This is a genomic window from Kocuria atrinae (assembly GCF_039531425.1).
GTDB lineage: Bacteria > Actinomycetota > Actinomycetes > Actinomycetales > Micrococcaceae > Kocuria > Kocuria atrinae.
The window spans coordinates 238,972-264,947 of the sequence record NZ_BAAAQA010000033.1 but is presented as its reverse complement, the minus strand read 5'-3'; the positions used below and the strand labels follow the sequence as shown (position 1 = coordinate 264,947).

The following is a 25,976-nucleotide window of genomic DNA, read 5'->3' as shown; positions in this document are numbered from 1 at the left end:
GATGAACTCAACCGCAGACCCCGTAAACGCTTGCAGTTCGCCACCCCATACGAAACCCTCGAAGAGTACTGTTGCAATGACCCGTTGAATCCGCCCTCGATTCTCGGGTCGTACCGTCGATCAGATTGCAACAGCCACGAAAAACACCGCCCCACCCAGCCCGGAGTGAACGCGGGAACTGGATGGGGCGGCGTCGTCGGCGGGTGATTACCGACGAGAACTAGCTACGGGCGTGGACCCCGCGGCGGGAGACGGAGAGCATCTCGTCGCGGTCGACCACCTTGACGCGTTCGCGGGGGTTGCCCTCGGCGTCGTGGGAGGACTGGCCGAGGTTCTGCTCGTACTCGTCCAGGTCGAGCCAGCCGTCCCAGGTGGTGTACTCGACACCCTTTTCCTCGAGCAGTGACTCGATGGCGGAGGGCTCCGGGAAGTCCGGATCGGCCAGGGCGGTGCGGTCCTCGAGCAAGTGGTTGATGGTCTCGAGGGCGTCGGACTTGGTGGCGCCAATCAGGCCCACCGGGCCGCGCTTGATCCAACCAGTCGCGTAAACGCCGGGAACCACGGCGCCTTCGGCGTCGACCACGCGGCCTTCCTCGTTGAGAATCACGCCGCGCTCGGGGTTGAACGGGACCCCCGGAAGCGGCGAACCCAGGTAACCGATGGCGTGGTAAACCGCCTGAATCGGGTAGTCAATGTACTCGCCGGTGCCGGTCACGGAAGCGTCGCCGTTGAGGCGGGTGCGCTCCATCCGGATGCCGTTGACCTTGCCGTCCTCGTCGCCCAAAATCTCGGAGGGCGTCTGCAGGAAGTGCAGGTGCAAGCGGCGGGACGCGGTCTTGGGCGAGTCGTCCTCACGCCACTTGTTGAGCGTTTTCATCATGACCTTGGTCTGATTGTTCTCGACCATGGCCTGCTCGGACGCTTCGTCGAACTGGAAGTCCTCGTCGTAGAGCACGATGTCCACGTCGCGGGACTTGGCCAGCTCACGCAGCTCGAGCGGGGTGAACTTGATCTGCGCCGGGCCGCGGCGGCCGAACACGTGCACGTCCGTGACCGGCGAATCGCGCAGCCCTTGGTAGACGTTGCCCGGGATTTCGGTGACGAGCATGTCGTCAGCGTGCTTGGACAGCACACGCGCCACGTCCAGCGCCACATTGCCGTTGCCGATCACAGCAACTTCCTTGGCGTTGAGCGGCCAGGTGCGCGGGTAGTCGGGGTGACCGTCATACCAGGCGACGAACTTGGCGGCACCGTAGGAACCGTCCAGATCCGCGCCGGGGATCTCCAGCGGAGCATCATTGACGGCGCCGGTGGCGAAAATCACAGCGTCGTAGTGGGCCATGAAATCACCGAGCGTGAGGTCCTTGCCGTACTCCACATTGCCGAAGAAGCGGATGTCACCACGACCCAGAATCGAGCGCAACGCGGTGATGATGCCCTTGATGCGCGGGTGGTCGGGAGCCACGCCGTAACGGATCAGGCCGAACGGGGTGGGGTAGCGGTCATAGAGATCAACACTGACGTCCAGCTCGCCTTCCCGCACAGCCTCGGATTTGGTGAGCATGTCGGCAGCGTAAATGCCCGCCGGACCTGCTCCGATCACGGCAACGCGCAACGGACGTGCTGAAGTAGGTGCTGTCACAGCTGGTATTTCCTTTCAACGCGCACGCATACTCGCGTGCTTGCGGGGACTGGGTTCTACGGTAGTGAAGTTTGGGCAGCCGCGCCTAACCAAACGTCGACGCCGCTCGCGAACACTTGTCTCGTCAGGGGTCCCAGTGCCATCGGCGTAGTATTTCTACACAAACGCCCCCATATCGGTAGCCCGAGCCCGCGCTACCGCTGTGCCTTTGACCGTGAGGATCTTCATGTCGTCACCGACCAAGCCCACTCCACAGACGCGCGAACCCCGCGGTGCGTTGGACCGTTTCTTCTACATCTCCGAGCGCGGCTCCACCGTGGGCCGTGAAATCCGCGGCGGCCTGGCCACGTTCATTGCCATGAGCTACATCGTGGTGCTGAACCCGCTCGTGCTCGGCTACGGGCCCGACGGCGCGGGCAACATGCTGGGCGGCGAGCGCGTTGCTGCCGTGACCGCACTGGTCGCAGGCGTGCTGACCATCCTGATGGGCGTGTGGGCCAAGTCCCCGTTCGCGCTGGCCACCGGTCTGGGCGTGAACGCGTTCCTGGCTGTCACGATTGCCACGAATCCGGGTCTGACTTGGCCCGAGGTCATGGGACTCGTCATCTGGGCCGGTCTGATCATGGTGGTTCTGGTGCTCACGGGCTTCCGAACCGCGGTGTTCAACGCCGTGCCACCGTCGCTGAAGACCGCGATCGTGGTGGGTATTGGCCTGTTCATCGCGCTCATCGGTTTCGTGAATGCGGGCTTCGTGCGCCGCATCCCGGACGCTGCTGGCACCACCGTCCCCGTGCAGATGGGCAATGGAGGCGAGCTGTTCGGCTGGCCCACGCTCACGTTCGTGGTGGGTCTGCTGCTGACCGTGGCGCTCCTGGTCCGTAATGTGCGCGGCGGCATTCTGATCGCGGTGGTCGCGACCACGATCTTCGCGCACATCCTCGAGGCGGTCTCCCCGTCCGGTTCCTCCGTGGAGAACCCCGACGGCTGGTCCCTGGTGGTTCCCGCCAACCCCGAGGGCTTCTTCGCGCTGCCCGACCTCTCCCTGATTGGCTCCGCCGCTCCCATCGCCGCGTTCCGTGAACTGGGCGTAATCGCGTGCATGCTGCTGATCTTCACCATTCTGCTGTCCATCTTCTTCGACGCCATGGGCACCATGGTGGGCCTCTCCCAGCAGGCCGGCCTGGTCGACAAGAACGGTCAGATCGAGCGCGTGGACCGCGTGCTGCTGGTCGACGCGTTCGGCGCCGTGGCCGGTGGTGCCGTTTCGGTCTCGTCCAACCAAATCTTCGTGGAATCCTCCACCGGTATCGCCGACGGCGCTCGCACCGGCCTGGCCAACGTGGTCACCGGCATCATGTTCCTCCTGGCCATGTTCCTGACCCCGCTGGTCAACGTGGTGCCCTTCGAGGCCGTGGCACCCGCCATGGTCGTGGTGGGCTTCCTGATGGCCAAGAACGTGGTGCACATCGACTGGGAAGACTGGGGCGTCTCGGTCCCCGCGTTCCTGACCTTCGCCGTTATGCCGTTCACCTACTCCATTGCGCACGGCATTGGCGCGGGCTTCGTGTCCTTCGTGTTCATCCGCCTGGTCCAGGGCCGCTGGCGCGACGTCCACCCGCTCATGTACGTGGTGGCCGGTGCATTCGTGATCTTCTTCGGCATTGCCGTGATCGAGGGTTGGACAGCGTAACGCGCTCGGCGGTCCAGCGCGGGGTAGCTATCGCCCCGCGCCCACCCTCGGGTGACGTCACGGGGTGGATCCGCTTCGATTACGACGCCGCCCCGGCCACTTCCCGCCGCACCCACCGTCGCTGCGTGAGCAGCACCGCCCACGTGGTCAGCACGAACGGCCACGTGTAGACAGCCATCCCGGTCTGCTGCAGCAACCACCACAACGGGACGGTAACGCACGCGCCCGCCAAGGGGACGAGCAGACGAACGATGAGAGCGGCGTCGTTGCGGGGGAAGACCGCGCCCAGGGCGAGAGCCGTCAGAAAGCCCGAGTAGCCGGCCAACCCGGCCATGGCGGGTGACCAACCGAGGATCCAGAACCCGAGGGCCGTGGCTGCCACGGCGCCTGTGAGGGACCACAGCCCTTCGCGCGCACCGGCGACAAACATGGTGACCAGGACCAATAGGCCGGTCAGCAGATGATCGGTCAAGAGCACTTGGGCGGAGGCCCGTACAGTGCCACTGACCAGGTCCGTGATCGGCCCGGCCAGCTCGAACGGCGGCGCGGTGAGCGGCTCCGACTCGCGATACCACCGCGCAAAGACCGGGTTCAATGCAGTGTTGACCGCGCAGAACGGGCCCGTGAGCATGGGCAGCCAGTCGAAGATCCGCAGTCGTTCAAGCACCCGCACGAGCAGAGCGCACAGTGCCCCGCCCAGGACGGTCCAGATGAGGGCGGCCACGGTCGGTCCGCACGCAAGGAATGCGGCGCAGCCGGTGAGAGCTCCGCAGAAGCCGTGAATGCCGTCCGCGGCGTCGCGACGAGCGGTGGCGTCCGTCGACAGACTCGACATGGCCAGGGCGGACGCTTTGTGGGATCCGCCGGAGCTCGGCGCAGGGGGTTGGGAGTGCCCGGCGGGGTGTTCCGAATCGCCGGCCTCTCTGGGCGCGCTATGAGCCGTTGATCCAAATCCGAGTCTGGAGAGCGCGTCTGCGCTCCGGGAATCACCGCCGGGAGCTTGGCGGGCCGATTCGCGCCTCGGTCGGCGCATGAAAATCGAAACGCCGGTCTGCACCGCAGCGCCGATTAGTGCGAAACCCGCCAACCAGGGTGATGCGACAACCAGCGCCAGCAGGACCAGCAGGCCGCTCAGCGTGGCACGTTGAAAGAAGATCTGCCCCTGAGACCTGATCAGCGCCTGAATTATCCACACAGTGGTCAGTATGAGGGCAGAGGCCCCCGGCAATGACCGGAACCGGGTCAGTCCGCGGGGTGTGACTCCAGAATGCAGAACTCGTTGCCCTCTGGATCCGCCAGCACCACCCAGCTGTCTTCACTGGTCTGCCCCACGTCCACCCGGTAGGCGCCCAGGGCTTCCACTCGAGCGACCTCGCTCTGCTGATCGGTGTCACGCGGCAGCAGGTCCAGGTGCAAGCGGTTTTTCACCGTTTTGCCCTCCGGCACCCTGATGAAGTCCAGTCGGAACCCGTCTCCGCTGCTGGGCAGGGTGCTGACGAACTTATCCTGCACGTGGTCCACTCTGTAGTCGAGGACCTCGCACCAGAAACGTGCCAGGGCTGCGGGGTCGTGGGAGTCGATGGCCACTGAACTCACGAAGCTAGTCATGCCCCCACGCTACGGCCCAACACCTGGGAGCGGGAGGGCTGAGCGCTCACACGCCGGTAATGGTCCCCACCGCGGGCATCTGATCCGCCTGTTTGTCGTTCCAGGGCTGAGTTTCGGCCACGAGTTGGCGACACCACTCGGTGTCCTTGTACTGCGCGGGAAGCGGGCCACCCAGCAATACCTTGGCCAGTGCTGCACTCGCCGCGGATCCAGGTTCGGGCAGCGGCGCATGGGAGGCTGCCAGCACCACGTTGCCGTAGCGGCGGCCCTTGAGCATCGCGGCATCCGCCACGGCACCCACGTGCTCGAACACCTCCAGCAGCGCGGCCAGCTCCGCCCGGGTGCCCTTGAGGTTGCGGGTGTCACCCACGTTCATCAGATAGATCCCGTCAGGAGACAACACCCGATCCACGTGCTGAGCGAACTCCACAGTCCGCAAATGACCGGGGGTTTGCTCACCGGCGAACACATCCCGCAGGATCACCTCGCGGGACGACTCATGCAGTGATTCCGTGACTTCACGGGCTTCACCCGCGCGGATACGAAGGAGGGGTGCGCGGGGAAGATCGAGCCATTCGCGCACGAGACGCGTGAGAGCGGCGTCGAGTTCCACGACCACCTGGCGCGCATCGGGGTAGCGCCACGCAAGATAACGCGCCATCGAACATGCACCGCCACCCAGGTGCAGGATGCGCAGGGTGGTGGGGTCCAAGTGTCGGTCGATGTGCTCTTCGGCGAGCGCGGTGAACCAACGCATGTACTCGAACTCGAGCTGATCCGGCCGGTCGGGCACGATGTGCGATGACGGCACGCCGTTCACGCGCAGCACCCACGCGCCGGGCACGTACTGATCATGCTCGAGCTGCACGGTTCCCGTGTCCGTGTGCCAGGTACCTTCGACCAGGCCACCGGCGTCCGACGACGCCGGTCCAACCGGTTCTGCTTGATCCCGCCGATTCTTACGGTTGCGTTTCTTGCTCACTGAAACGGGAGCGCCCGGTTACTTCTGATCCGGGGAACCGGAGGTGATACCGCGACGTTCCTCGGCGCGGTTGAGTTCATGGCTGTGAAGTGCGGCTTCCAGACGTTCCACCTTGCCGGAGAGTTCGCCGGTGTGACCGGGGCGGATGTCCGCCTTGAGCACCAGGGAGACGCGCGGTCCGTATTCGGCAACGGCTGCGGTGGCCTGACGGACCACCTCCATGCACTCGTCCCATTCACCCTCAATGGTGGTGAACATGGAATCGGTGCGGTTGGGGAGCCCGGATTCGCGGACCACGTGGACGGCTGCAGCCACGGCATCGTGTACGGAGGCGTCAGGGTTGTCCCCGCCGCTGGGAGAGACTGAGAATGCGACCAACATACTTCCAGTGTGGCACTTCTCTCACCGAAGTACCCGGGAAACCCCCGTTATTCACGCCCATGTTTCCGCGGCGCCCATGTGACGTCTCTAAACTGGAACGGCAGACCGCCAACCGAAAGGGACCATCTTCATGACCCAGGGCATCTACGTTTCCGCAATGACACCGCAGTCCGGCAAGACGCTGGTGGCGTTGGGGTTGGCGGACACACTGTTCAACAACACGGACAAGCTCGGGTTCTTCCGCCCCGTTCACGACGGCGACTCCCCCGAGCAGGATTCCGCTTTGCAGCTCATGAAGCGCACCTTCGACCTGCCCGATTCCCGTTGCCGCGGCGGTGTCTCGCTGGCGCGCACGCGCGAGATCCTGGCCTCCGGTGATCATGACGAACTGGATTCGGCCGCGGTCTCCATTTACTCCGAGATGGCCCGCGAATGCGACGTGATCCTGGTGGACGGCACCGATCTGGTAGCCCACAACGCAGCCACCGCGGAGTTCGATCTCAACGCCCGACTGGCCAACAACATGGGCTGCTCAGTGGCTGCGGTGATCAGCGCCCACGAGGCGGAGTCGGTGGAGGACACCGTCAACGCCGTGGACGTGACCCGCACCGAGCTGCGTCAGGCCGGCTGTGACATCTACGCGGTGATCGTCAACCGCGCCGATCCCGATCAAGTCGAGGAACTGACCCGCCGTGCCAAGCCCGGAGCCCACAACCTGCCGGTCTATGTGATCCCCGAGGTCACTGCGATCTCCAACCCGACGATTGCCGAGCTGGTGGATGCCCAGGAGTTCGGCACCGACCTCAACGACAATTCCCTGGACCGCGACATGAAGGGCATAAAGATCGCGGCCATGACCGTGGGCCATTTCTTGGACCAGCTGACCGACGGAGATCTGGTGATCACCCCGGGCGATCGGACGGACGTGATGTCGGCAACCCTGGCGTCGTCGTTCGCGGCGTCTTTGCCGGTGCCCTCGGGCATGCTGCTGACCGGTGGTTTCCGCCCGGAAGGCGCCGTGGCCTCCCTGTTGGCGGCTGCCCCGTTCCCGGTGATGACCACCGATCGTGACACGTACAACGCAGCCAGCGCGGTGGCCACCACGCGAGGCACGCTGGGTGGCGCCCATCCTCGTAAGGTCGCGGCGGCTCGCGGCGCATGGTCACAGTACGTGGACAGCGACGAGCTGGCCGGGCGCATGAACCTGCCGCGCCCCGTGAAGCGCACCCCGCTTCGGTTCCTGCACGAGCTCGTGGAATCCGCGCGAGCCGATCGCAAGCACGTGGTTCTGCCCGAGGGCGAGGACCCGCGCATCCTGCGTGCCGCGGAAATGATCCACCGCCGCAACTTCTGCGACCTCACCGTCCTGGGCGATCCCGAGCAGATCAAGACCATGGCACAGTCAGAGGGCATTGATCTGGATTTCGAGGCGGAGGGCCTCAACCTGATCGATTTTCAGAACGACGAGGAACTGCGCAACCGTTACGCGGACGAATACGTGAAGCTGCGTTCCCACAAGGGCGTGACCAAGGAACAGGCACTCGAACGTATGGCGGACGGTTCATACTTCGGCACCATGATGGTGCAGCTGGGCGACGTGGACGGCATGGTCTCCGGCGCCGTGCACACGACCGCCAACACCATTCGCCCCGCCCTGGAGTTCGTGAAGACGCGCGAAGGCGTGAAGATCGTGTCCTCCGTCTTCTTCATGCTGCTGGCCGACCGCGTGCTGGTCTACGGTGACTGCGCCGTGAACCCCAACCCGGACGAGCAGGCACTGGCGGACATCGCGCTGGCCTCCGCCCAGACGGCCGAACAGTTCGGCGTGGACCCCAAGGTGGCCATGCTCTCCTACTCGACCGGCGGTTCCGGCTCCGGCGAGGACGTGGAGCGGGTGCGGGCAGCCACGGAGCTGGTGCGTTCCACCGACCCGGACTTCGAGGTCGAGGGCCCCATCCAGTACGACGCCGCCGTGGACGCCTCCATCGCCAAGTCCAAGCTGCCCGAGTCCCACGTGGCCGGCCAGGCGACCGTGTTCATCTTCCCGGACCTCAACACCGGCAACAACACGTACAAGGCGGTCCAGCAGTCCGCCGGCGCCGTGGCCGTTGGACCGGTCCTGCAGGGCCTGCGCAAGCCGGTCAACGACCTGTCCCGCGGTTGCACCGTGGATGACATCGTCAACACGGTGGCCATTACCGCCATTCAGGCCCAGAGCCTCTAGTACGTACGACGCCGCTCGCGAGGTTCGCGAGCGGCGTCGCCCCTTCGACCAGCTCACCAGAGACGCCCGCAGACCGGGCGCACGGAAGGACCAACCATGCTCGTGCTCGTTGTCAATTGCGGATCGTCGTCCATCAAGTACCAGGTGCGCGAGGTGACCACTGCGGATGATCAGGTCGATCCGTACACCTCATCCATGCCGGCCATCAACGAGAACGTGCCGCTGGATCGGGCCACCAAGGGTGTGGAGAGCGACGAGATCATCACCAAGGGCCTGATCCAGAACATCGGTACGTCCGAGGTCAAAGACCACACTCAGGCACTGGAAATCCTGGCCTCACGACTGGAAGAGGAACTGGGCGGGCGCACCATTGACGCCGCCGGACACCGCGTGGTCCACGGTGGCGAGCGGTTCTCCGCCCCCGTGCTGGTCAACAACGAGATCATTCGAGCCATCGAGCGGCTCGCTCCCCTGGCTCCGCTGCACAACCCCGCTCACGCATTGGGATTGCGCGCCATTCAGAAGACCTGGCCGCACATGCCGCAGGTGTGCGTGTTCGACACAGCCTTCCACCGCACGATGCCCGAAAAGGCCTGGCGTTACGCGATCCCCGAGGAGATGTATGTCATGCACGGCATGCGTCGCTACGGGTTCCACGGCACCTCGCACGACTACGTGACCGGCAAGGCGTGCGATTTCCTGGGGATTCCGCGCGAACAGTTCAACGGGATCGTGGCGCACCTGGGCAACGGTGCGTCCGTGACGGCCATCCGCAACGGCAAATCCTTCGACACGTCCATGGGGTACACCCCACTGGCGGGTCTGATCATGGGTACGCGTTCCGGTGATCTGGACCCCTCCGTGGTCACCGCCATGCTGGACCGCAACCCCGCCATGACAGCCAAGGAACTCGATACGACGCTCAACAAGGAGTCCGGGCTGCAGGGTATTTCCGGAGACTCGGACATGCGCGCCGTGGAGCAGCGTGCCGAGAAGGGTGACGAGAAGGCCCAATTGGCGCTGGACATGGCGGCATACCGCCTGGCCAAGTACGTCGGCGGCTACCACGTGGCCGTGGGCGGCGCTCAAGCGCTGATCTTCACTGCGGGCATCGGTGAGAACTCCCCCGAATTCCGCGAGCAGGTGTGCAATGAGCTGGGCGCGCTGGGCATTGCACTGGATCCAGAGTTGAATGCCTCCCCCGAGGGCGAGGTAGCTCGCATCAGCACGCCGGAGTCAGCGATCGAGGTGCTGGTCATCGGCACGGACGAGGAGCGGGCCATCGCGGACGCCACGGCCTCGCTGGTGCGGGAGCGAGTGAAGAAGTAGCTCGGCGGGCCGCGCCGGACACTTGAGTCCTTCTCACGCCATCTTGAAGATTTGAGGCACTCTCAGGCCACCTTCATGGCATGTAGACGGCTTGAGAGTGACTCAGATCTGCTCACATTTACAGCTCAGCCTCACTGGGCCTCAGCTGGAGATTTGAGGCACCTTAAAGCCCCTCCGAAATTTGAGGCATTCCCAAGCCAGAGTTGAAGGATAAAACTGGCGCGGAAGTGTCTCAGCTTTCGGGCAGCCCTCATAAGATCGACCTCAGCTTGTGGTCCTGGCCATGAAAAGGTCAACCAGATCTCCCCTTGTTCCCCTCCGCAACCGTATACGGGCCGACTCTTCCAGCACGTAATCAGCATCCGCGCTCCACATGGCGAATATTCAGGTGCAGTAAGTCAGCCTGCGTCATAACCTCCAGTCATGCCGCAGCCGATCCGAATGCCTGAGCTAGGACCGCGTCCTGTGGTTCGGACGAGCACCCAATGGGGCCGACGAGCGCGATCTTTGAACCGTGATCCAGCGATGAAGCGGGTCACTCATAGGCATTGGGCGCTGTGCTCTGAATCAATGCCGGAACCCATGGACCCGTTGCAACGAGCGGCGCTCCTTCAGGTCGTTCTAGACTCCCCGGAATCTGAAGTCCGGGTGACAGGTTTGAGTGCTCTCGCGTTGTACGGCCTACCCATTGGAGAGCCCGACGAGAGAATTGATGAGCTCCTCGGCCATGCTCCGCCGCCTAAGGGCCCTGAATATTCAAAGATGCTTTTCACCCCGCACTTCTCCTGGGTCGGTAAGCGCCTGAGAACTCCGGTGCCCGATGTTGTCGTGACCAAAGCATTTGGGTTGGACCGCTATCCCGGGCCCTGGGGCGCCTGGCTGGCTGATCCGATTGAGGCCCTAGTAGTCGCTGCCTCGTTTCTTCCCCAGTGGAGAATCACAGCCTGCCTGGACGCACTCATGTCGAGAAACCTCGTGGCGGTCGATGGTGGAAGTTTCCCGCCGTACAGTCGCAAGCTAATCGAGAAGCGGCTTCGCCGGTTTCCCCCGACGTCCGCGGCCACCCGGAGGACACTTGCCGCGCTGTCTGATGCCGTAGAGAACACATGGTCACCAAGAGAAACTCTTACCCGGCTCATAGTCCTCGCCCATGGGTTCCCGCCACCAGTCATGAACTTTCACGTGGTGGTGGATCACGCGGACCGGAACCTGGATCTCGCGTGGCCCGAATCCAGAGTGGCTGTCGAGTACAACGGCGCCGACCACGTGGACCGTCGCAAGTACGGAAACGAGTTGTTCCGAAAGCAGCGACTTGAGGACAATGGGTGGAAGGTTCGCTTCGTGGTGTTGGAAGACCTGCTTGACCCGCACCGCCGCCAGCTCTGGCTGACGTGGCTTGCCACTGAACTTGCCAACACCAGTCAGAAGAGTGGATGGACGCCAAGGCTCAAGTCGGCCTGATGGCACCGAAAACTGTCAGTCGCTCGAGCTCAGGCATCAAAACTAGTCATTCTTTGACCATGGCAAGATCTCGGTCATCCCCAGGCCACTCTTGCTCCGCGTATACGGCCTGAAAGTGACTTAGCCCGTCTCTGCATTTCATCCCTCTCGAGCTGCGGCTCCCCTGGAGATCTGGGGCATCTTTACGCCACCCGCAAATCTGAGCCACTCTCAAGCCACCCGCGGTACTCAAACACGGCTTCTAAATGACCCGAATCTTCCCGGTGGTTCTAAAGTGACCCAGATCTGCGCGACCGCCAGTCAGTCCAGTTGATCGTTTCCAGCCGAGGTTTGGTGAAGAAGACTGGAATGACTACTTGCTCCGCGTCACCGGATCCTGATCGGACCAGGGGAACACAATCCACTCGTCGGTGGCCTTCCATGCGTAGTCAGGGCGCACTACCGACTGAGGCTTCTCGTAGACCACGGCGGAACGGCACTGTGCCCCGTAACCGCTGAGCAGTTCCAGAACCAGGGCCAGGGTGCGGCCGGAATCGACCACGTCGTCCACGACCAGCACCTTCTTGCCACTGATGGATTCGGTGTCCAGCATGGGCGCGAGCAACACGGGATCGGGCAGGGTCTCGTGGACGTCCGTGTAGAACTCCACGTTCACCGCGTCCGAGAGCTTGACGCCCATCGCGTAGGACAGGGCACCGGCGGGCAACAACCCACCTCGGGCTACAGCGATGATGATGTCCGGAGTGAAATCCGAATCGACAATCATCTGGGCAAGGTCACGGCTAGCGGTGCCGAAACCTTCCCACGTGAGTACTTCTTTGGTCTCTAGGTCCGCGGAGTCAGCGTGATAAGCCATGTCCGCAGGTTAGTCGCTCCGGCTCAAAGCTGCCCAATAGCCCTGCCTGGGCCACCATCGGGCAGGCCCCCCGCCTCCACGACGGCGCCCGGTCTGTGCCGCGGTCCCGCCACGGTCCGCGATTCGCCCACGCACCCGACGACGGCGCCCACGCACCCGCCGCCGGGCACGTGGGCACCTAGGCACCTAGATCATTGGTCGACCGATGCGGAAGCCGTCCGCGCCTTCTGCATCGTCCGCAGCTTGCACGCCACCGCGATGAGCAACACCAAGCTGCCTGTCAGCAGCAGCTGGGTCCGCACCACGGGATCGGAGAAGCCGAGCACGAAGATCATCGCAATCAGACCTAGCGCCAAGTAGGAGAGGTACGGGTAACCCCACATGCGGAAGGAAAGCTGGCGTCCGGCACGGTCCGAGCGGCGTCGGAGAATGATCTGGGAGATCAAGGACAGGGTCCACACGACGAGCACGGTGGAGCCGATGGTGTTCAGCAGGAACCCGAGGAGCTGCTCCGGCCACAGGTAGTTGGCGCCCACGGTCAGGAAGCCCACGATCACAGACGCCACAACGGCTGCGCGCGGCACACCCTGTGCGCTCAACTTCGAGTAGCGAGCCGGCGCGTAACCACGCGAGGACAGCGAGTACAGCATGCGCGAGGCACCGTAGAGGTTCGCGTTGAGCGCGGACAGTAGCGCTAGGGCGATCACGATGGCCATCACGGCCTGCGCGCCGGGCAATCCGGCGGCACTGAGAACGGCCACGAACGGGCTGGAGGACAATGTTTCGTCGTTCCACGGCAGGATGATCACCATCAACGTCACCGCACCGATGTAGAACACGAGCAGACGCACCACGATGGTGCGGATCGCCCTGACCACATTCTCCTTGGGGTTCTCGGTCTCTGCGGCGGCCACGACCACCAGTTCCGTGCCCCCGAACGCGAACACCACAATCAGCAGCGCTGCGGCCACACCCGTGAACCCATTGGGGATGAAACCACCGTGTTCGGTCAGATTGCTCAGCCCCGGCGACGGCGCCGGCAACAGTCCCAGCAGCAGGGCCGCACCCACCAGCAGGAACACGACCACGGCGCCCACCTTGAGCAGTGCGAACCAGAACTCGGACTCACCCAACGCCTTGACGCTAATGAGGTTCAACGCCGTGAAAATCACCATGAATACGAGCGCCATGAGCCACTGCGGGACCACGGGCCACATCTCGTTCAGGATCTGCGCGGCGGCGGTGGCCTCGGCAGCGATCACGATGACCAGCTGCACCCACCACAGCCAGCCCAGCGTTTGCCCGGCAGTGCGGCCCATGGCCTGTTCGGCATATAAGGAGAACGCACCGCGAGCGGGCTCCGCTGCGGCCATCTCGCCCATTGCACGCATGACCAGCACGAGGATCACACACGCGACCAGGAACGAGATCAGCACGCCGGGTCCGGCCACGGCGATCGCGTTACCCGTGCCGACGAACAACCCGGTTCCGATGGCAGAACCCAACGCCATCATCACCAGGTGGCGGGTCTTCATGTGAGTGGCATCGGATTTCTTGATGTCCGGGCACGGAGTGGACGGTGTTGGAGACATGACATCCCGATCAGTTCGAGCGGCGCTCGCTGCTGCGGAGAGCGGCGACTTATGGCGTAAGGACACGGGTATTTCCTTTCGGGCCTGCACCAACAGTATGAACCAGGTGCATTCCAGGGAGCCGGGCGAACCCGGCACAGAGGGTGGGAAACATCAGGGGGGTCAGGCAGCGGGGAAAGCGGAGCGGTCCTTGAGGACCTCCAGCACCCGGTCATTGGTCGCGGGGTCGGCCAACGTGATGCGCACGCCGTCCCCTGCATAGGCGCGAACCAGCACATCGGAACGGTCGAAGGCATCGACCAGCTCGTCCCGGAGTTCATTGCCGGCCCGCAACCACACGAAATTCGCTTGGCTGCCCGGGACGTCCCAGCCGGCCTGGCGAAGGGCGGCGAGAATACGACGTCGTTCGGAGACCACCGCAGCCACGCGCTCGCGCAACTGTTCCTGGGCCTCGAGCGATGCGATGGCCGCTTGCTGCGCGAGCGTGCTCACGCCGAAGGGCAGCGCCACTCGGCGCAACGCCTCGGCCAGGTTCGGGTGGGCCACCGCGTAGCCCACGCGCAACCCGGCCAGCCCGTAGGCCTTCGAGAAGGTCCGCAGCACGCACACATTGTTGTGGGCGCGGAACAGGGCCAGCGCGTCCAGGGTCTCGGTGGCGTCGAGGTATTCGGTGTAGGCCTCGTCGATCACCACGAGCACGTGGGGTGGAACCTTGGCCAGGAAATCCGCCAAAGCATCGTGATCCAGTGTCACACCGGTCGGGTTATTGGGTGAGCACACCATGACCACGCGGGTGTGTTCGGTGATGGCGGCAAGCATGGCGTCCAGGTCATGGCTCTCACCAGCGGTTAGCGGCACGGGCACGGGAGTCGCGCCGGTCAGGCTCACCAGGATCGGATAGGCCTCGAAGGAACGCCACGCGAAGACAACCTGGTCACCCGGACCGCACGTTGCCGACAGGATCTGCTGGAGAACACCCACGCTGCCGGGACCCACGGACACTTCATGGGGCTCCACGCCCAGGAAGGTCGCCAGGCGTTCCCGCAACTCAGTGGCGGCCATGTCCGGATAGCGATTCATGCGTTCGGCGGCCCGCTGCACGGTCTCCAGGACGGCGGGCAGCGGCTGGTAATGACTTTCGTTGGACGCCAGTGCCGCGGTGAGATCACCGGTCGCGCGGCGGCCGGCAACGTACCCGGGCAACTGGGATACGACGTCGCGCACTCGCGGTTCCTCGCTCCCACGCCCAAGAGCCTCGGGGGCTTGGTGAGTCTCGGGCTGCGTGGTGGATGAGTCGGTGGTGGACCTGGTGGTCAAGCTGATGGTCATCAAAGGGCCTTTCACATACCAACGGGTCCGGATTACGGACGGCCGTCGCGAGGTCGGCTCAATGTGTGAGCCAGGACACGTTGGAAAGATGGTGATCCCCCATGAGCGATGTGCGCAATACTTTAATTTTGAACTGCGTTAAATGCTCAGTGCTATCTGGATAAAGTGGCACAATGCACACCATGTATCAGCTCGATCCCCTGGATGCCCGCATTCTCATGGCACTGGACAAGGATCCGAACGCCACGATTTTGGCCCTGGCCCAAACGTTGGGCGTCGCTCGCAACACCGTGCATGCCCGACTCCGCAGGCTCTCCGAAGGCGGGGTCATGGGCCCCGTCAGTCAGCGGCTCAATCCGCGGGCGCTGGGCTATGACCTCATGGCCTTCGTGGAACTGTCCATTCGACAGGGCACCAGCGAGGACGCGCAGAAGGCCCTGCTCAGAATCCCCGAGATCATCGAAATCTACGCGACCACCGGGGACTCGGACCTTCGCGTACGCCTGGTGGCCAAGGGCACCGCAGACCTGCATCGGATCACCAATTTGATCCTTGAAACTCCGGGCCTACTGCGCACCACCACCTCCATCTCGCTACTCGAGGCCATGCCCCTGCGGATGTCCAGCCTGCTGCAACGCGAGGCTGATCGGGGCTAGGTTCGCACCGCCCGCAGGTGCAGCACCAACCCCGCCGCCATGCACGCGGAGCGGAATGTCTCACCGATGAGCACCCACACGGCCATGCTCACCGCGGTATCCGCACCGGAAACCAATGCACCGCCAACCACCAGCAACATTTGAACCGCCGCAATCACAGCGAACATCCGCTCGCGCCCGCCGAGCATCATCACGTTGCTCATGGCGGAGGTGATCGCGTTGATCACCGTGGACACCACCAGCACCACGGACGCCGCCCACGCACCCTGATACTCATCACCCAGCACGGCCACGAGCCCGTCCGAGCCGACCACGAACAAAAACGCCAACAGCCCCAGCGGGACGACCAGAGAACTACCCCCCGCCTGCACCAACAACTTGATGAGCGCCGCAGGCTTACGCAGCGCCACGGCAATGCGCGGGGCGAAGACCGTGGCCACGGCCGAGGTTCCCATGGCGCCGCCGGACTGAATCTTCTGCGCCACCTCGTACACGCCCGCGGCCGCCAGCGACTGCCCGCCGATCACGAACATGGGTCCGCGCACGCACAGCGATGTCAGCGCGTTGCCCGCTCCCACGGTCAGGGCGGGGCGCCACGGAATGGGTGCGTAAGCGACGTCGTCGGGGTGGGACGTCCCGGACGCATGCCGGGGAACGTATATGGGGTCCGGCTCGGGGACGGTCCGCGCGTGCCGCCCAGTGAACGGGACGTCCGGGGCCGACCGCGCCGCGCGGCGTCGTCGTGCGCGGCCCTCCTGAACCGACGGCGATGCCGCGTACAAAAACAACGTGACCAGCACGAATGCCATGACCTGCGAGGCGATCAGCCAGTCCGGGGCGAGCACCGATGTAACCAGCGCGCCCACCAGGCCGAGCGCGGGGAGCACGACGGACTCCATGAACTGGCCCAGTAGCGGCCAGTTACGCGCCTGACGTTGCACCACGAACAACCGCTGGAACGCGGACGCCGTAGCGACCACCCCGAGCGCGAGGACCCAACCCCACGGGCCCCCACCAACGGCCAAAGCCACGCACACCGCGGCGAGCAGCAGGAAGGCCACGGACCACACGCGTGCCAGCGCTCCGGTGTAGCGACGACCGAGTCTCACGGCGAGAGTGTCCCGCCCCTCGGCCCACAGCGGTGACTGCGAGCGCAGGCCCATGACATCCAGGCCCAGGGGGCCGGCCATGCGTGCAACCAAGGCGACAGCCCACAGGATGCCGTTCAGACCCACCTCTGTGACCGAGAAGCGCAAGGCCACCGTGGCGACCAGCAGCATCTGCAGTACGGCCCCACCCACGCGGATGCCGAGCACCAGGATGGACTGTTTGGCGGCACTCATCGGGGCACCCGGTCGCCGGGGAGATCCCGACCGACGAGGTGCCTCACGGGGTGTGGTGGGGGGACCCGTGGCTGCGCTGCCCAGCGCCGCCCGAGCCGGGGGGGCCTCAGTCACGGTTCAATCGCGCCCTCACCACGAGCCACACGAACTTGGAGTTACCCACCAGGTACCGCTTGAACATGCGCCGCGGCTCCTGTGCCAGGCGCCAGAACCACTCCATGCCCATGCGCTGCACCATTTTGGGGGCGCGGGAGGTGATGCCCGCGACCACGTCGAAGGACCCACCCACGCCCACACAGATGGCCGCGCCCGTGCGGTCCTTGTGCGCGAAGACGAAGTCCTCCTTGAGCGGGGACGGTACGCCCACGAACACGATGTCCGGATTGGTGATGGCGATCTCATCCGCCATCTGCTGGTCGGTCATATCGTCGCGGCGCCAGAAACCGTTGTGGAATCCCACCACGTTGGCCCCCCGCGCCAGGAAGCGCCAGCGCACCTGACGAACCACCGCGTCGGTGGCACCCAGCAAGTAGATCCGGTAACCCTTTTTGGCACTGGCGTCCACCAGACGATCCATCAAGTCGATCCCGGCCACCCGCTCGGGCAGCGGAGCACCCAACAGCTTGGAAGCCCACACGAGTGATTGGCCGTCGGCCGTGACCAACGTGGCGGAGGCGAATTTGTCCACCAGCTCTTGATCGTGGCTGGCGGACACCAACTTGGCGGCGTTCATGGCCAAGTGGTTGTAATGACCCGAATCTTCCTCGATGAGGTCCTCGATGGTCTCCACCGTCTCGTCCATGGTCAACGGGTCCACTCGAGCTCCCAGGAGACGGTTGGTGCGACGGGGTGCGACACGTACCTTGTGCCGGGTGATGTGAGGGTGAAGCAGGCTCATGACTGTGCCCCCTCGGACTCCGAACGATCGCTGCGCCCCCTGCATTCGCTGCCCAGGAGATCCACCCATCGACTCAGCGCGCAGCTGGCGTGGGCCTGGTTCCAGCGCATGTGAGGTAGGGATTTGGGGTCGTTACGAAAGCCGCCGTCGGGGCCTTGATGAGCCAGGAGGTGCCGGATGGCCGGTTCCGGGTCGATCTCCAAGTCTCCTCGGTGAGCCAGTCCCGCGAGGAACCCCACGGTGGTGGCCACGTTGTGGACGTCGTGGGACGCGTTGGACTCGTCCGCGTTGTACACCGGCAGGCCGTCGATGGTGAGGCAATGGGCGTACCAGTAGGCCAGGCCTCGTTCGTAGGAGTCACCGATCTCGAAGCCCTGTTGCCGCAGGAAGTAGAGGGAATCCAGCACGTAGATCGTGTGGAAGCTGTCGATCCATTCCAGGCCCTTGCCTTCGCCGTAGGGCCATGAACCGTCAGCGGCCTGCGCGTCCACGGTGCGGGTGACGGCCCTCTGAATCAGACTCCGGTCCCCGCCCAGGATGGCCAGGGATTCCGCGGCCAGCAGCGACCCGTTGTGCACCAGACGATCGGAGGCCTCCGTGTAGCGGAAGAAGCCGTCCGGGTGGGCCAGGCTTTCGAGCCAAGTAGTGGTCCCCGCGGAGACCTCCCCCAGTCGGTCAGTGGCCGCGAACGCGCGCAGGGCGAAGACCGTAGCCACCACGTTGGGCGAGTTGGCCAGGTAATGCGCCCAGCGGGTCTGAACGTCGAACTCATACCCCCACGGGCCTGCACCGCGAGTGCACAGGATTCGGGTGATCAGCTCATTGGCTCGCTCAGGATTGCCCTCGCACCGTTCCGCCATGGCGAACAGGGCCATTGCCTTGGTCATCGTGACCTTGGGAACCCGCGTCACCGAACGCAGCGAGTCACCCAACCGCTTGTGGGCCTGCACCCACGCCTGCCGTGGCAGTCGGCCCTTCAGCAGTGGAGCCGCCGGTGACAGCAACCCGTCATACGGATCCGTACCGGTGAAATCACGGTCCCGCGCGAAGCGCAAAGCCGCCTCCGCTGCGGAACTGACTTGGTCCCCCAACGTCTTGTACAAAATCTCACGAGCGTTGAAGCTCATTGGTCCCCCTTGTAAACGCTTCTTCAGCAACGGATTCCCCCGAATCCTGCTGCTGAATGTCTGGTCTCGCTACCGCTGTTTATTCAGCACATCCGCGTACACCTGATCCAGTCGCTGCCGGTATCTGTCGATTTGGTATTCCTCTTCCCAACGACGCCGCGCCTCCTGTCCCAGCGAAAGCCTGCGTTCCGGATCGAGCAGCAAACTTTCTAGGACTCGTGCGAGAGTTTCCGCGTCTCCGGTGGGAACGATCCAGCCGTTCTTACCGTCCTCAATGACCTCACCAACGGCGCCCACGTTGGTCACGACTGGTGCCAGACCCCATGCCATACCGTCCAGCAGTGACATGGGGAGGTTCTCTCCGTAACTCGGAAGTACCAGCACGCTGGCCTCTGCCAGTCGTTCAATGATTTGTTCCGGACCGATCCACCCGGTTGTTTCAATAGCGGGCGTGACCTCCAACAGACTGGAGATCTCTCCGTCTGGATCGTGTAAATCGCCCGCTAGGACTAAATGCGACCTCAGATTCTCAGGAATCATGGCCCACGCCCGAAGTAGCTCGATCACACCTTTGCGGCGAGTCAACTGGCCACTGAACAAGACCACCGGAGTCTCCCGATCCTCCGGAACCTCGCGTGGACCGGGAACGGCATTCGGTACCACGTAGAACTTCTCCGGAGGAACGCCCAAGAACTCGGCGATGTAGTCCCGCCAGTACTCGCCAAGAACAATAATTCCCGCGGCTTTACTAAACATGTCACTCACCACGCGTCGAGCAACCGGGTTCAAACCCTCAAGGAAAGCGTCAAACCGTCCGCCATGAACATGGAGAACGTACGGCCGACTACGCATTCGTAGGGCGTAAACCAGCACCAACTTGCGCCAGGTACTGATCTTCGAGGCTTGATTGAAGTGGAACACCGTGTCGTCCGGGACCGGGCCGAGGCACGCGAACAAGGCTTGCGCAAATTTCCGGAGTCGTGTTGGAACGGGCCCCGGTGTTCCCCCCGAGTCAACGAAACGAATCTTCGTACGATCCGATTGGGTCCGGGAGAGATAACCCATGAGCACCCCGATTCCTCCTGGGGAATCCGGGACCGCTCCGAGAACTATGGCGTGATTCACTGAGCCTCCTGATAGCGACGTCGTCCGTGGACCTTCCAAGAGGTCGTTGATCCAGAGCGGTCAGGACCTGGACTATCAGGGTCGTGCTCATTCACTGCGTGACCCTCATATGGCCGACCGAAGGAACTCTCCCTCAGATAAACGGCGGTAGCGACACCTGCCAACATGAACACCGGTCCGAACATCGGAGGACCGGTAAATACCGGAGCAGCAATGGACTCGATCAAGAGCTGTGCCATCCATGCGACCACCACCGCGCCGAGCCACTGCACGTATGGCTGGCTGGAATGCCTCATCAGTTTCCAAGCCGGTCGAATGATCAAGAGCAGCCCCATCATGTAGCAAAGCAGCCCGATGAAGCCGGCTTCGGCCAAGATCGCAGGCCAAAAGGTGTCCGTAAGATATCCACCGCGTTCGCCCGGACCCATTCCGTAGATGCGGGTATAACCGAGCTCGTCGTACAGCGGGCTGTAGTTGGACGACGCCACTGCTGAACCGAACCGACCGAAACCCACCCCGAAGGGGAACGCGGCCGCCGCCAGGATCACCGAATCAATGGTCATCGTGGTGCGGGCGGTGGTATCTACATTGCTGAAGTACTCGTTGTAGGTGTTCGTCACGACCTCGACGAGAGGTTGCCACGCAATGATGAGCGCCAGTGGTAGGAGAACCAGGAGCGAGGCCACATAACGAGTACGCATTCCAGGCAAAACCAGCCTCGAACCAATAGCCACGATAGCCACAGAGGCAATCGACTTACGCCGGAAGGTAAGAATGCCCACCACACCAGTAGTCACCAGCAAGACGAAAGATACGACTGACCGCTCCACTATGCGTCGATAGGCCAGAATGGCGAGAAACGCCATGCCCATGGTCGACCCGAGTCCCACGGGATGATCAAAAATTCCGGTCAAACTCGGGATACCTAGCCGATAGCTCACCGGCTGACGTCCCACCACGGCGTTCCACGCTTCAGGAGCCATGGCATTAACTAGGGCAGATAACAGAACCACCAGAAGCCCCGCGGTTCCGAACTTAACGATCTTGGGTATGTCGTCGCGGCGCCAGTCGATCTGTAAGACACCCAGCATCAAGAGCGGGCCCTTGAGGAAGAGGAAGCCGCTCAGAACCCATTCGTTGGGAGGGACATTATTGAGCACTGCCGACAGCATCCCGAGGATGGCGTAGGCACCAAAAAACCAATAGGCCCCGACGAAACGAAGGGTGCCGTGGACAAGAATTCGCCGTACCGAGAAAACTACGAACGCGGCCACAACAGCGAGCTCGTCCACATTACCTGCAAGAGAACTCTGGGCTACCGTTTGCAACGTCTGAGCAACAACGGTTGCCACTACCAAAATGGCAGCGCCGATCTTGGGCCACATGCCCAAGAGGACACTGAAAAAGAGCCCTAGGAGTATCGCGGCCACAGCCGCAGCAGCCATCACCATCGTGACCACCGGAAATCAGTACGTATGAACATGCCCAGTCCCCCCTTGCGGAATGGTGCCCCGTACCAGGCACAACAGTCCGCTTCTCGCTACATTTGCTTCCCCCACCAACTACGCATCCCCCCGGATACGTTGGCCTCATCGGCACATGTCAGCAATTCAGCTAGCTACCACTGTAACCGCGAACGGGCTCTGTCCCTTCGAATCCTGGCTTATCCACAGTCCCCACTGTTGCCCCAATGTCGTGAGCCTGTCCACCATTGCGCGGACATCTCTGATGCCCGTCGGGTGTAGCCGTGTGTTTACCATGGAAGAAATCACGGTGCTGTGGGGGAAAGCAACACCGTGATCAGGACACACCTTGTAGGCAACAGTTACTGCAAGGTTCAGGGGGGACCAACACTCATCATGAGCCAGACTGCCAACCGAAATAACCGCGCGTATGAACGCGGCGAGATCCATTCTTCACAGCTTTGGGGCGCGCTGCGTCAAAGCTGGTGGATCATCGTCGTCACCACATTATTGGGTGCCGCCCTGGGCTGGGGCGCGTCCATGGCCCTCGGCACAACGTACACCTCCACCGCATCCGGCGTAGTGGTTGCAAATGGGGGCACGAACTCCACTGAAGCGCTGGCCGGCGAAAATCTCGCTAAGTCGAAGGCTGTCACTTTCGGCAGTATTTCGGGAACTACGTCCACGGCATCAGCAGTCATCGACGACCTGGGTTTGAACGAGACCTCAGAGGCTCTTCTCCAGAACGTCAAGACCACCGTGCCCCTGGACACTTCGGAAGTTCGAGTGGCTGCAACAGCACCCTCACCGGAAGAGGCCCAGCGATTGGCCGAAACATGGGTCGATGTCTTGAGCGCCCAGGTTGAAGAGCTTGACGAGAATGCAGACGGGAACGGCACAACCGTGGAGCTCACCCGCGTGGGTCAGGCATCCATGCCTCAGGACCCATCCTCCGTCTCGTCGAGCATGTTGATCGCGGTTGGCGGCCTCGCTGGACTTCTCTTGGGACTTCTCGTGGCAATTGCGCGACGCCACTTCACCAGATGATAATGTGGCCGTCGTGTAGAGACTAAAAGAGTTAATCTGAACCCCGGGTCCGTTTATTCGGACCCGGGGTTCAGATTTTAATATGGACTAAGAGTTCGAGTGTTTCTACGCCCAGGTAGTCGGGGCGTCCGGAATGCGCTGATCGAGCAACGTAGATTTTCCGTTCACGGTGGCCGGTAAGTCATCTACAAGTTCAAGATCCAGCTTCACTTGGTTCTGGGTCCTACGCACCATTGCCTGGTAAAAGCTTTCCACCGCCTCCTCAGTAGCCGTCTTTGACGGTTGCACCACAAGAACGGCCTCACCCGGAACTTCCTGACGGATTCGGAACCGATAGACACAGGAAAAATCTTCGCTGTGCAGCAAGAATGATGTAGTGGGAAAGAGCTCACCGTCAGTTCTCACGAGTCCTTCCCTGCCCCTGCGCGACAAGATCTCCCTGAATACCACCGATCCGTTTTTGTCCACACGAATGAACTCCGCCGAATCCCCAGTGTCATAACGCAGCATCGGTTGTCCGCGACCGTCAAGAGACGTAGTCACGACTCTCCCGCGTTCACCCGGGTTCACGTGACTTCCATCGGGGTTCACCAGCTCCACGTACCCATAAGTTGGATACGAGTGATACACATGATCGTCGTCCATCCAGGCGCAGGCAGTCTTTTCACTCAGACCGTAAAATACGGCGATCTTAGCGTTGGGGAAGACGCGTCGAAGAACTTCTTCCTGTCCCTTGGTGAATTGCTCCGAGGCGGGAAATATACCCCGGATCTGATGCCGCCACGAGGTATCGTGCGTCGATTCCTCCAGGACCCGCGCAACGAACAACAGCGCAGATGCATACCCGTGAAGGTAATGAATTTTCCGCCTACTGATTTCATTCCAAAAGAAGTCGATCGTATCCGCCTCAACAGACTGGATTCGGATCAGCAGCTCACCGATGCTGGGCATTGCGAAATGACTGCGGTTATTGGGCAGATCAGTTCCGCGGAAGAAGGCACGCCAGTCCCCGAGTTGATACCCGGTCTTCGACCAAGCGTCCACGATGAATGCCCATTCTCGGGCCCCTCGATTTCGATCCAGGAAGAACAAGATCGGCTCCCCGGATGTGCCTGAACTGCCCGATACCTCGACCTGCGCCTCATTGACCGCAAGCATCTCCCGGTAATTCTGAGACACATCAGCCCGGCTCAAAATCGGAAGCTCCTTCAGTACTTCAACCGGCTTTCTCGATCCGTCGAGCACCTTGTCGAGCATGTTGTAGCTAGCGGCCCGTGAGTAATAGGGAGCGTCCTTCGCCATCAACATGGTCTCGATCAAGCGCTTATCTATCTCCTGCAGTGACCATGAAGGAACCGTGCGGGCTTTGTTGATCTCTCGCTCGGTTCTTTCGTAGGCCGGGCCGTACCGAAATTTCGGCGGCAAGAAGCGCGCTGGCGCCGCGATGATCTCTCGTTTGCCGGGCGATAAGTGCCCTACGAACTCACGGACTGAAAACACTTCGTTCCTTCCCTGACAACCAGGCCCCCGCCCGCTTGCACATACGATATTTCGTCCAAGCCTGCTGATTGACGTAGGAAATTTTCGCACACCTGCCTACAGCGTTTGCAGCTCTCCCTCGAAAACTAAATCAACCGACTACGCCCACACCGTGGGTGCATTGGGTATCCGCTGATCCAGCAGCGTGAACTTTCCGTTCAACGTGGCCGGCAACTCGTCAACGAGCTCGAAGTCCAACTCCACCTGGTTCTGAGTGCGACGGATCATGAGCTGCCGGAACCGCTCCAACTCTTCCGCGGTCGCTTTCTTGGAAGGCTGCACGAGCAATATCGCCTTACCGGGGGTGTCCTGGCGGATCTTGAACCGGTGAACGCACTCGAACTCGTGACCGTGCACGTTGAACGGAGTGGTGGAAAAGGTCTGCCCGTCTGCCTTGACCAGACCCTCGCGACCTCTGCGCGCCAGGATGTTCTTGAACAGCGGCGTGCCCACCTCGTCATGGCCGACGAGTTCCGCGGAGTCACCCGTGTCGTAGCGGACCAGCGGCATGCCTCGTCCGTCCAGGGTGGTGGTCACGATGCGCCCGCGCTCACCCATCTCCACCGGGTTGCCGTCCTGGTGCAGGAGTTCCACGTGTCCGTACAGCGGGTATGGGTGGTAGACGAAGTCGTCGTCGAGCCATGCAAAGACCGATTTCTCGCTCAACCCGTAGAACACGGCCTGCTTCGCGTTGGGGAACAATCGCTGCAAGACGTCACGCTGCTCCGGGCCGAACTGCTCGGAGACGGGCAGAACACCACGGATCTTGAAGCGCCAGGACGTATCGAAGTCCGCCTCATCGAGCAGCCTGGCCACGTACATGAACGTGGATGGGTAGCCGTGCAGGAACTCGATGCCCCGCTTCTCGATCAGCTCCCAGTACTCGCGAATGGTGTCCGGACCGATGGTCTGGATCCGGATCACGATCTCGCCGGTGCTGTTCATCACGAAGTACGGCCGATGCTGCGGCAAATCCAATCCGCGGAAGAACACACGCCATTGGCCCAGCCGGTAGCCTGTGCGCGACCATGAATCCACCACGTAGGCCCATTCCCGCGCGCCGCGATTGCGGTCCAGCAGGAAGAAGATGGGATCGCCCGAGGTACCCGAACTCGCGGACAGCTCCACGGTCTTTTCCGGGGCCGCGAGCATGTCCCGGTAGTGCTCGGAGAGTTCCTCACGGGTAAGGATCGGCAACTGCGCCAATGCCTCGCGCGGGCTCATTTCCCCCGATGCCACGCGGTCCAACACGTCATAGTGCTCACCGCGTCCGTAATACGGCGCTTCACGCGCCGCCCGAAACGTCTCGGCCAGTCGCTCATCCACGGTCTCCCGTACCCACGACGGGGTTGTGCGCGCCTTCTCGATCTCGCGGATCGTTCGTTCGTAGATCGGCCCGTAACGCCTCTTAACCGGTAGCAACCGCGCTGGCGCAGCCAGAAGTTCGCGCTTGTCCGGCGGCAAATGTGCCACGAACTCACGGATAGAAACCATAAATACCCCTCCCCCATTTCACGGCGCAACCGTGTTTCTCCCCCCGGATTGCAGGGTTGCGCACACGCTCCAGTCTCCCCTTAAGTGCGTCGAACGTCACGCCGACAGGACAGAATGTATCCCCTTTGTGACTTTTGAGTCACTTCTCTCTCGACAACCCGCCGAGAGGCTCAGACGACCCACTGCGGGC

Annotated in this window: 21 protein-coding genes and 1 pseudogene; 6 read left to right on the top strand and 16 right to left on the bottom strand. The window is 62.7% G+C overall.

Features of this window, described 5'->3' with window-relative positions; genetic code table 11:
- Positions 1-220: 220 nt before the first annotated feature.
- Positions 221-1,642, bottom strand: coding sequence for an FAD-dependent oxidoreductase (locus ABD283_RS13750; protein ID WP_344225519.1), 1,422 nt, complete (start codon positions 1,640-1,642; stop codon positions 221-223).
- Positions 1,643-1,868: 226 nt separating this feature from the next.
- Between ABD283_RS13750 and ABD283_RS13745 the strand changes: the two genes are divergently transcribed.
- Positions 1,869-3,332 (top strand): NCS2 family permease, encoded by a 1,464-nt coding sequence (locus tag ABD283_RS13745; protein ID WP_344225518.1) that lies wholly within the window; start codon positions 1,869-1,871, stop codon positions 3,330-3,332.
- Positions 3,333-3,411: 79 nt separating this feature from the next.
- Here ABD283_RS13745 and ABD283_RS13740 read toward each other — a convergent pair whose 3' ends face one another.
- From ABD283_RS13740 to ABD283_RS13725, 5 genes and pseudogenes are all read right to left on the bottom strand, one after another.
- On the bottom strand, positions 3,412-4,167 hold the full coding sequence (locus tag ABD283_RS13740) for an urea transporter (protein ID WP_344225517.1): 756 nt from the start codon (positions 4,165-4,167) through the stop codon (positions 3,412-3,414).
- Between the two features lie 189 nt (positions 4,168-4,356).
- A pseudogene (locus ABD283_RS14395) lies at positions 4,357-4,527 on the bottom strand (urea transporter); the annotation flags it as partial.
- Between the two features lie 47 nt (positions 4,528-4,574).
- Positions 4,575-4,940, bottom strand: a complete 366-nt coding sequence (locus tag ABD283_RS13735; protein WP_344225516.1) for a VOC family protein — start codon at positions 4,938-4,940, stop codon at positions 4,575-4,577.
- A 46-nt stretch (positions 4,941-4,986) separates the two neighbouring features.
- Positions 4,987-5,922: a spermidine synthase gene (locus tag ABD283_RS13730; RefSeq protein ID WP_344225515.1), complete on the bottom strand. Its 936-nt coding sequence runs from the start codon at positions 5,920-5,922 to the stop codon at positions 4,987-4,989.
- Positions 5,923-5,940: 18 nt separating this feature from the next.
- Entirely contained in the window at positions 5,941-6,303 is a 363-nt protein-coding gene (locus tag ABD283_RS13725; protein ID WP_312397849.1) for a thiamine-binding protein, read from the bottom strand.
- 130 nt (positions 6,304-6,433) lie between these two features.
- Here ABD283_RS13725 and pta point away from each other — a divergent pair, with 130 nt between their 5' ends.
- From pta to ABD283_RS13710, 3 genes are all read left to right on the top strand, one after another.
- A complete protein-coding gene (pta, locus tag ABD283_RS13720; protein WP_344225514.1) occupies positions 6,434-8,527 on the top strand; it encodes a phosphate acetyltransferase in 2,094 nt (697 codons plus the stop codon).
- Positions 8,528-8,623: 96 nt separating this feature from the next.
- Positions 8,624-9,856 carry an acetate/propionate family kinase gene (locus ABD283_RS13715; RefSeq protein ID WP_344225513.1) on the top strand — a complete coding sequence of 411 codons (1,233 nt, stop codon included), beginning with the start codon at positions 8,624-8,626 and terminating at the stop codon, positions 9,854-9,856.
- Between the two features lie 582 nt (positions 9,857-10,438).
- Positions 10,439-11,317 (top strand): hypothetical protein, encoded by an 879-nt coding sequence (locus ABD283_RS13710; protein ID WP_344225512.1) that lies wholly within the window; start codon positions 10,439-10,441, stop codon positions 11,315-11,317.
- Positions 11,318-11,669: 352 nt separating this feature from the next.
- Here ABD283_RS13710 and ABD283_RS13705 read toward each other — a convergent pair whose 3' ends face one another.
- The 3 genes from ABD283_RS13705 to hisC all read right to left on the bottom strand — a co-directional run bounded on the left by ABD283_RS13705 (position 11,670) and on the right by hisC (position 15,094).
- Positions 11,670-12,173: a phosphoribosyltransferase gene (locus ABD283_RS13705; protein WP_344225511.1), complete on the bottom strand. Its 504-nt coding sequence runs from the start codon at positions 12,171-12,173 to the stop codon at positions 11,670-11,672.
- A gap of 191 nt (positions 12,174-12,364) precedes the next feature.
- Positions 12,365-13,708, bottom strand: coding sequence for an amino acid permease (locus ABD283_RS13700; protein ID WP_409339827.1), 1,344 nt, complete (start codon positions 13,706-13,708; stop codon positions 12,365-12,367).
- A gap of 219 nt (positions 13,709-13,927) precedes the next feature.
- Complete coding sequence (hisC, locus tag ABD283_RS13695) at positions 13,928-15,094, bottom strand: histidinol-phosphate transaminase (RefSeq protein WP_344225510.1); 1,167 nt, start codon at positions 15,092-15,094, stop codon at positions 13,928-13,930.
- A gap of 173 nt (positions 15,095-15,267) precedes the next feature.
- On the opposite strand from hisC, the gene ABD283_RS13690 reads away from it, so the two are divergent.
- On the top strand, positions 15,268-15,750 hold the full coding sequence (locus tag ABD283_RS13690) for an Lrp/AsnC family transcriptional regulator (protein WP_344225509.1): 483 nt from the start codon (positions 15,268-15,270) through the stop codon (positions 15,748-15,750).
- On the opposite strand, the gene ABD283_RS13685 is transcribed toward ABD283_RS13690, so the two are convergent.
- The 5 genes from ABD283_RS13685 to ABD283_RS13665 all read right to left on the bottom strand — a co-directional run bounded on the left by ABD283_RS13685 (position 15,747) and on the right by ABD283_RS13665 (position 21,703).
- Positions 15,747-17,093, bottom strand: coding sequence for a lipopolysaccharide biosynthesis protein (locus ABD283_RS13685; protein ID WP_344225508.1), 1,347 nt, complete (start codon positions 17,091-17,093; stop codon positions 15,747-15,749). The two genes, ABD283_RS13690 and ABD283_RS13685, sit on opposite strands and share 4 nt — an antisense overlap.
- Before the next feature lie 106 nt (positions 17,094-17,199).
- The gene (locus ABD283_RS13680; protein WP_344225507.1) at positions 17,200-17,991 is read right to left on the bottom strand and encodes a WecB/TagA/CpsF family glycosyltransferase; all 792 of its coding nucleotides are present in this window, start codon (positions 17,989-17,991) and stop codon (positions 17,200-17,202) included.
- Positions 17,988-19,118 carry a prenyltransferase/squalene oxidase repeat-containing protein gene (locus ABD283_RS13675; protein WP_344225506.1) on the bottom strand — a complete coding sequence of 377 codons (1,131 nt, stop codon included), beginning with the start codon at positions 19,116-19,118 and terminating at the stop codon, positions 17,988-17,990. Before ABD283_RS13675 ends, ABD283_RS13680 begins: the two co-directional genes overlap by 4 nt.
- A gap of 69 nt (positions 19,119-19,187) precedes the next feature.
- Positions 19,188-20,183 carry a glycosyltransferase family 4 protein gene (locus ABD283_RS13670; RefSeq protein WP_344225530.1) on the bottom strand — a complete coding sequence of 332 codons (996 nt, stop codon included), beginning with the start codon at positions 20,181-20,183 and terminating at the stop codon, positions 19,188-19,190.
- 56 nt (positions 20,184-20,239) lie between these two features.
- Entirely contained in the window at positions 20,240-21,703 is a 1,464-nt protein-coding gene (locus ABD283_RS13665; protein WP_344225505.1) for a hypothetical protein, read from the bottom strand.
- Positions 21,704-22,102: 399 nt separating this feature from the next.
- Between ABD283_RS13665 and ABD283_RS13660 the strand changes: the two genes are divergently transcribed.
- The gene (locus ABD283_RS13660; RefSeq protein ID WP_344225504.1) at positions 22,103-22,753 is read left to right on the top strand and encodes a YveK family protein; all 651 of its coding nucleotides are present in this window, start codon (positions 22,103-22,105) and stop codon (positions 22,751-22,753) included.
- A gap of 105 nt (positions 22,754-22,858) precedes the next feature.
- On the opposite strand, the gene ABD283_RS13655 is transcribed toward ABD283_RS13660, so the two are convergent.
- Both ABD283_RS13655 and ABD283_RS13650 read right to left on the bottom strand, forming a co-directional pair.
- Positions 22,859-24,253, bottom strand: coding sequence for a phenylacetate--CoA ligase family protein (locus ABD283_RS13655; RefSeq protein ID WP_344225503.1), 1,395 nt, complete (start codon positions 24,251-24,253; stop codon positions 22,859-22,861).
- A gap of 138 nt (positions 24,254-24,391) precedes the next feature.
- Entirely contained in the window at positions 24,392-25,786 is a 1,395-nt protein-coding gene (locus ABD283_RS13650) for a phenylacetate--CoA ligase family protein (RefSeq protein WP_344225502.1), read from the bottom strand.
- Positions 25,787-25,976: the final 190 nt, after the last annotated feature.

What these genes read in the sequence shown, in the direction of transcription:
- ABD283_RS13745 (WP_344225518.1), top strand. Translation starts at nt 1,869, where the DNA reads ATGTCGTCACCGACCAAGCCCACTCCACAGACGCGCGAACCCCGCGGT.
- ABD283_RS13740 (WP_344225517.1), bottom strand. Translation starts at nt 4,167, where the DNA reads ATGTCGAGTCTGTCGACGGACGCCACCGCTCGTCGCGACGCCGCGGAC.
- ABD283_RS13735 (WP_344225516.1), bottom strand. Translation starts at nt 4,940, where the DNA reads ATGACTAGCTTCGTGAGTTCAGTGGCCATCGACTCCCACGACCCCGCA.
- ABD283_RS13725 (WP_312397849.1), bottom strand. Translation starts at nt 6,303, where the DNA reads ATGTTGGTCGCATTCTCAGTCTCTCCCAGCGGCGGGGACAACCCTGAC.
- pta (WP_344225514.1), top strand. Translation starts at nt 6,434, where the DNA reads ATGACCCAGGGCATCTACGTTTCCGCAATGACACCGCAGTCCGGCAAG.
- ABD283_RS13715 (WP_344225513.1), top strand. Translation starts at nt 8,624, where the DNA reads ATGCTCGTGCTCGTTGTCAATTGCGGATCGTCGTCCATCAAGTACCAG.
- ABD283_RS13710 (WP_344225512.1), top strand. Translation starts at nt 10,439, where the DNA reads ATGGACCCGTTGCAACGAGCGGCGCTCCTTCAGGTCGTTCTAGACTCC.
- ABD283_RS13705 (WP_344225511.1), bottom strand. Translation starts at nt 12,173, where the DNA reads ATGGCTTATCACGCTGACTCCGCGGACCTAGAGACCAAAGAAGTACTC.
- ABD283_RS13700 (WP_409339827.1), bottom strand. Translation starts at nt 13,708, where the DNA reads ATGAAGACCCGCCACCTGGTGATGATGGCGTTGGGTTCTGCCATCGGA.
- hisC (WP_344225510.1), bottom strand. Translation starts at nt 15,094, where the DNA reads ATGACCATCAGCTTGACCACCAGGTCCACCACCGACTCATCCACCACG.
- ABD283_RS13690 (WP_344225509.1), top strand. Translation starts at nt 15,268, where the DNA reads ATGCACACCATGTATCAGCTCGATCCCCTGGATGCCCGCATTCTCATG.
- ABD283_RS13685 (WP_344225508.1), bottom strand. Translation starts at nt 17,093, where the DNA reads ATGAGTGCCGCCAAACAGTCCATCCTGGTGCTCGGCATCCGCGTGGGT.
- ABD283_RS13680 (WP_344225507.1), bottom strand. Translation starts at nt 17,991, where the DNA reads ATGAGCCTGCTTCACCCTCACATCACCCGGCACAAGGTACGTGTCGCA.
- ABD283_RS13675 (WP_344225506.1), bottom strand. Translation starts at nt 19,118, where the DNA reads ATGAGCTTCAACGCTCGTGAGATTTTGTACAAGACGTTGGGGGACCAA.
- ABD283_RS13670 (WP_344225530.1), bottom strand. Translation starts at nt 20,183, where the DNA reads ATGGGTTATCTCTCCCGGACCCAATCGGATCGTACGAAGATTCGTTTC.
- ABD283_RS13660 (WP_344225504.1), top strand. Translation starts at nt 22,103, where the DNA reads ATGAGCCAGACTGCCAACCGAAATAACCGCGCGTATGAACGCGGCGAG.
- ABD283_RS13650 (WP_344225502.1), bottom strand. Translation starts at nt 25,786, where the DNA reads ATGGTTTCTATCCGTGAGTTCGTGGCACATTTGCCGCCGGACAAGCGC.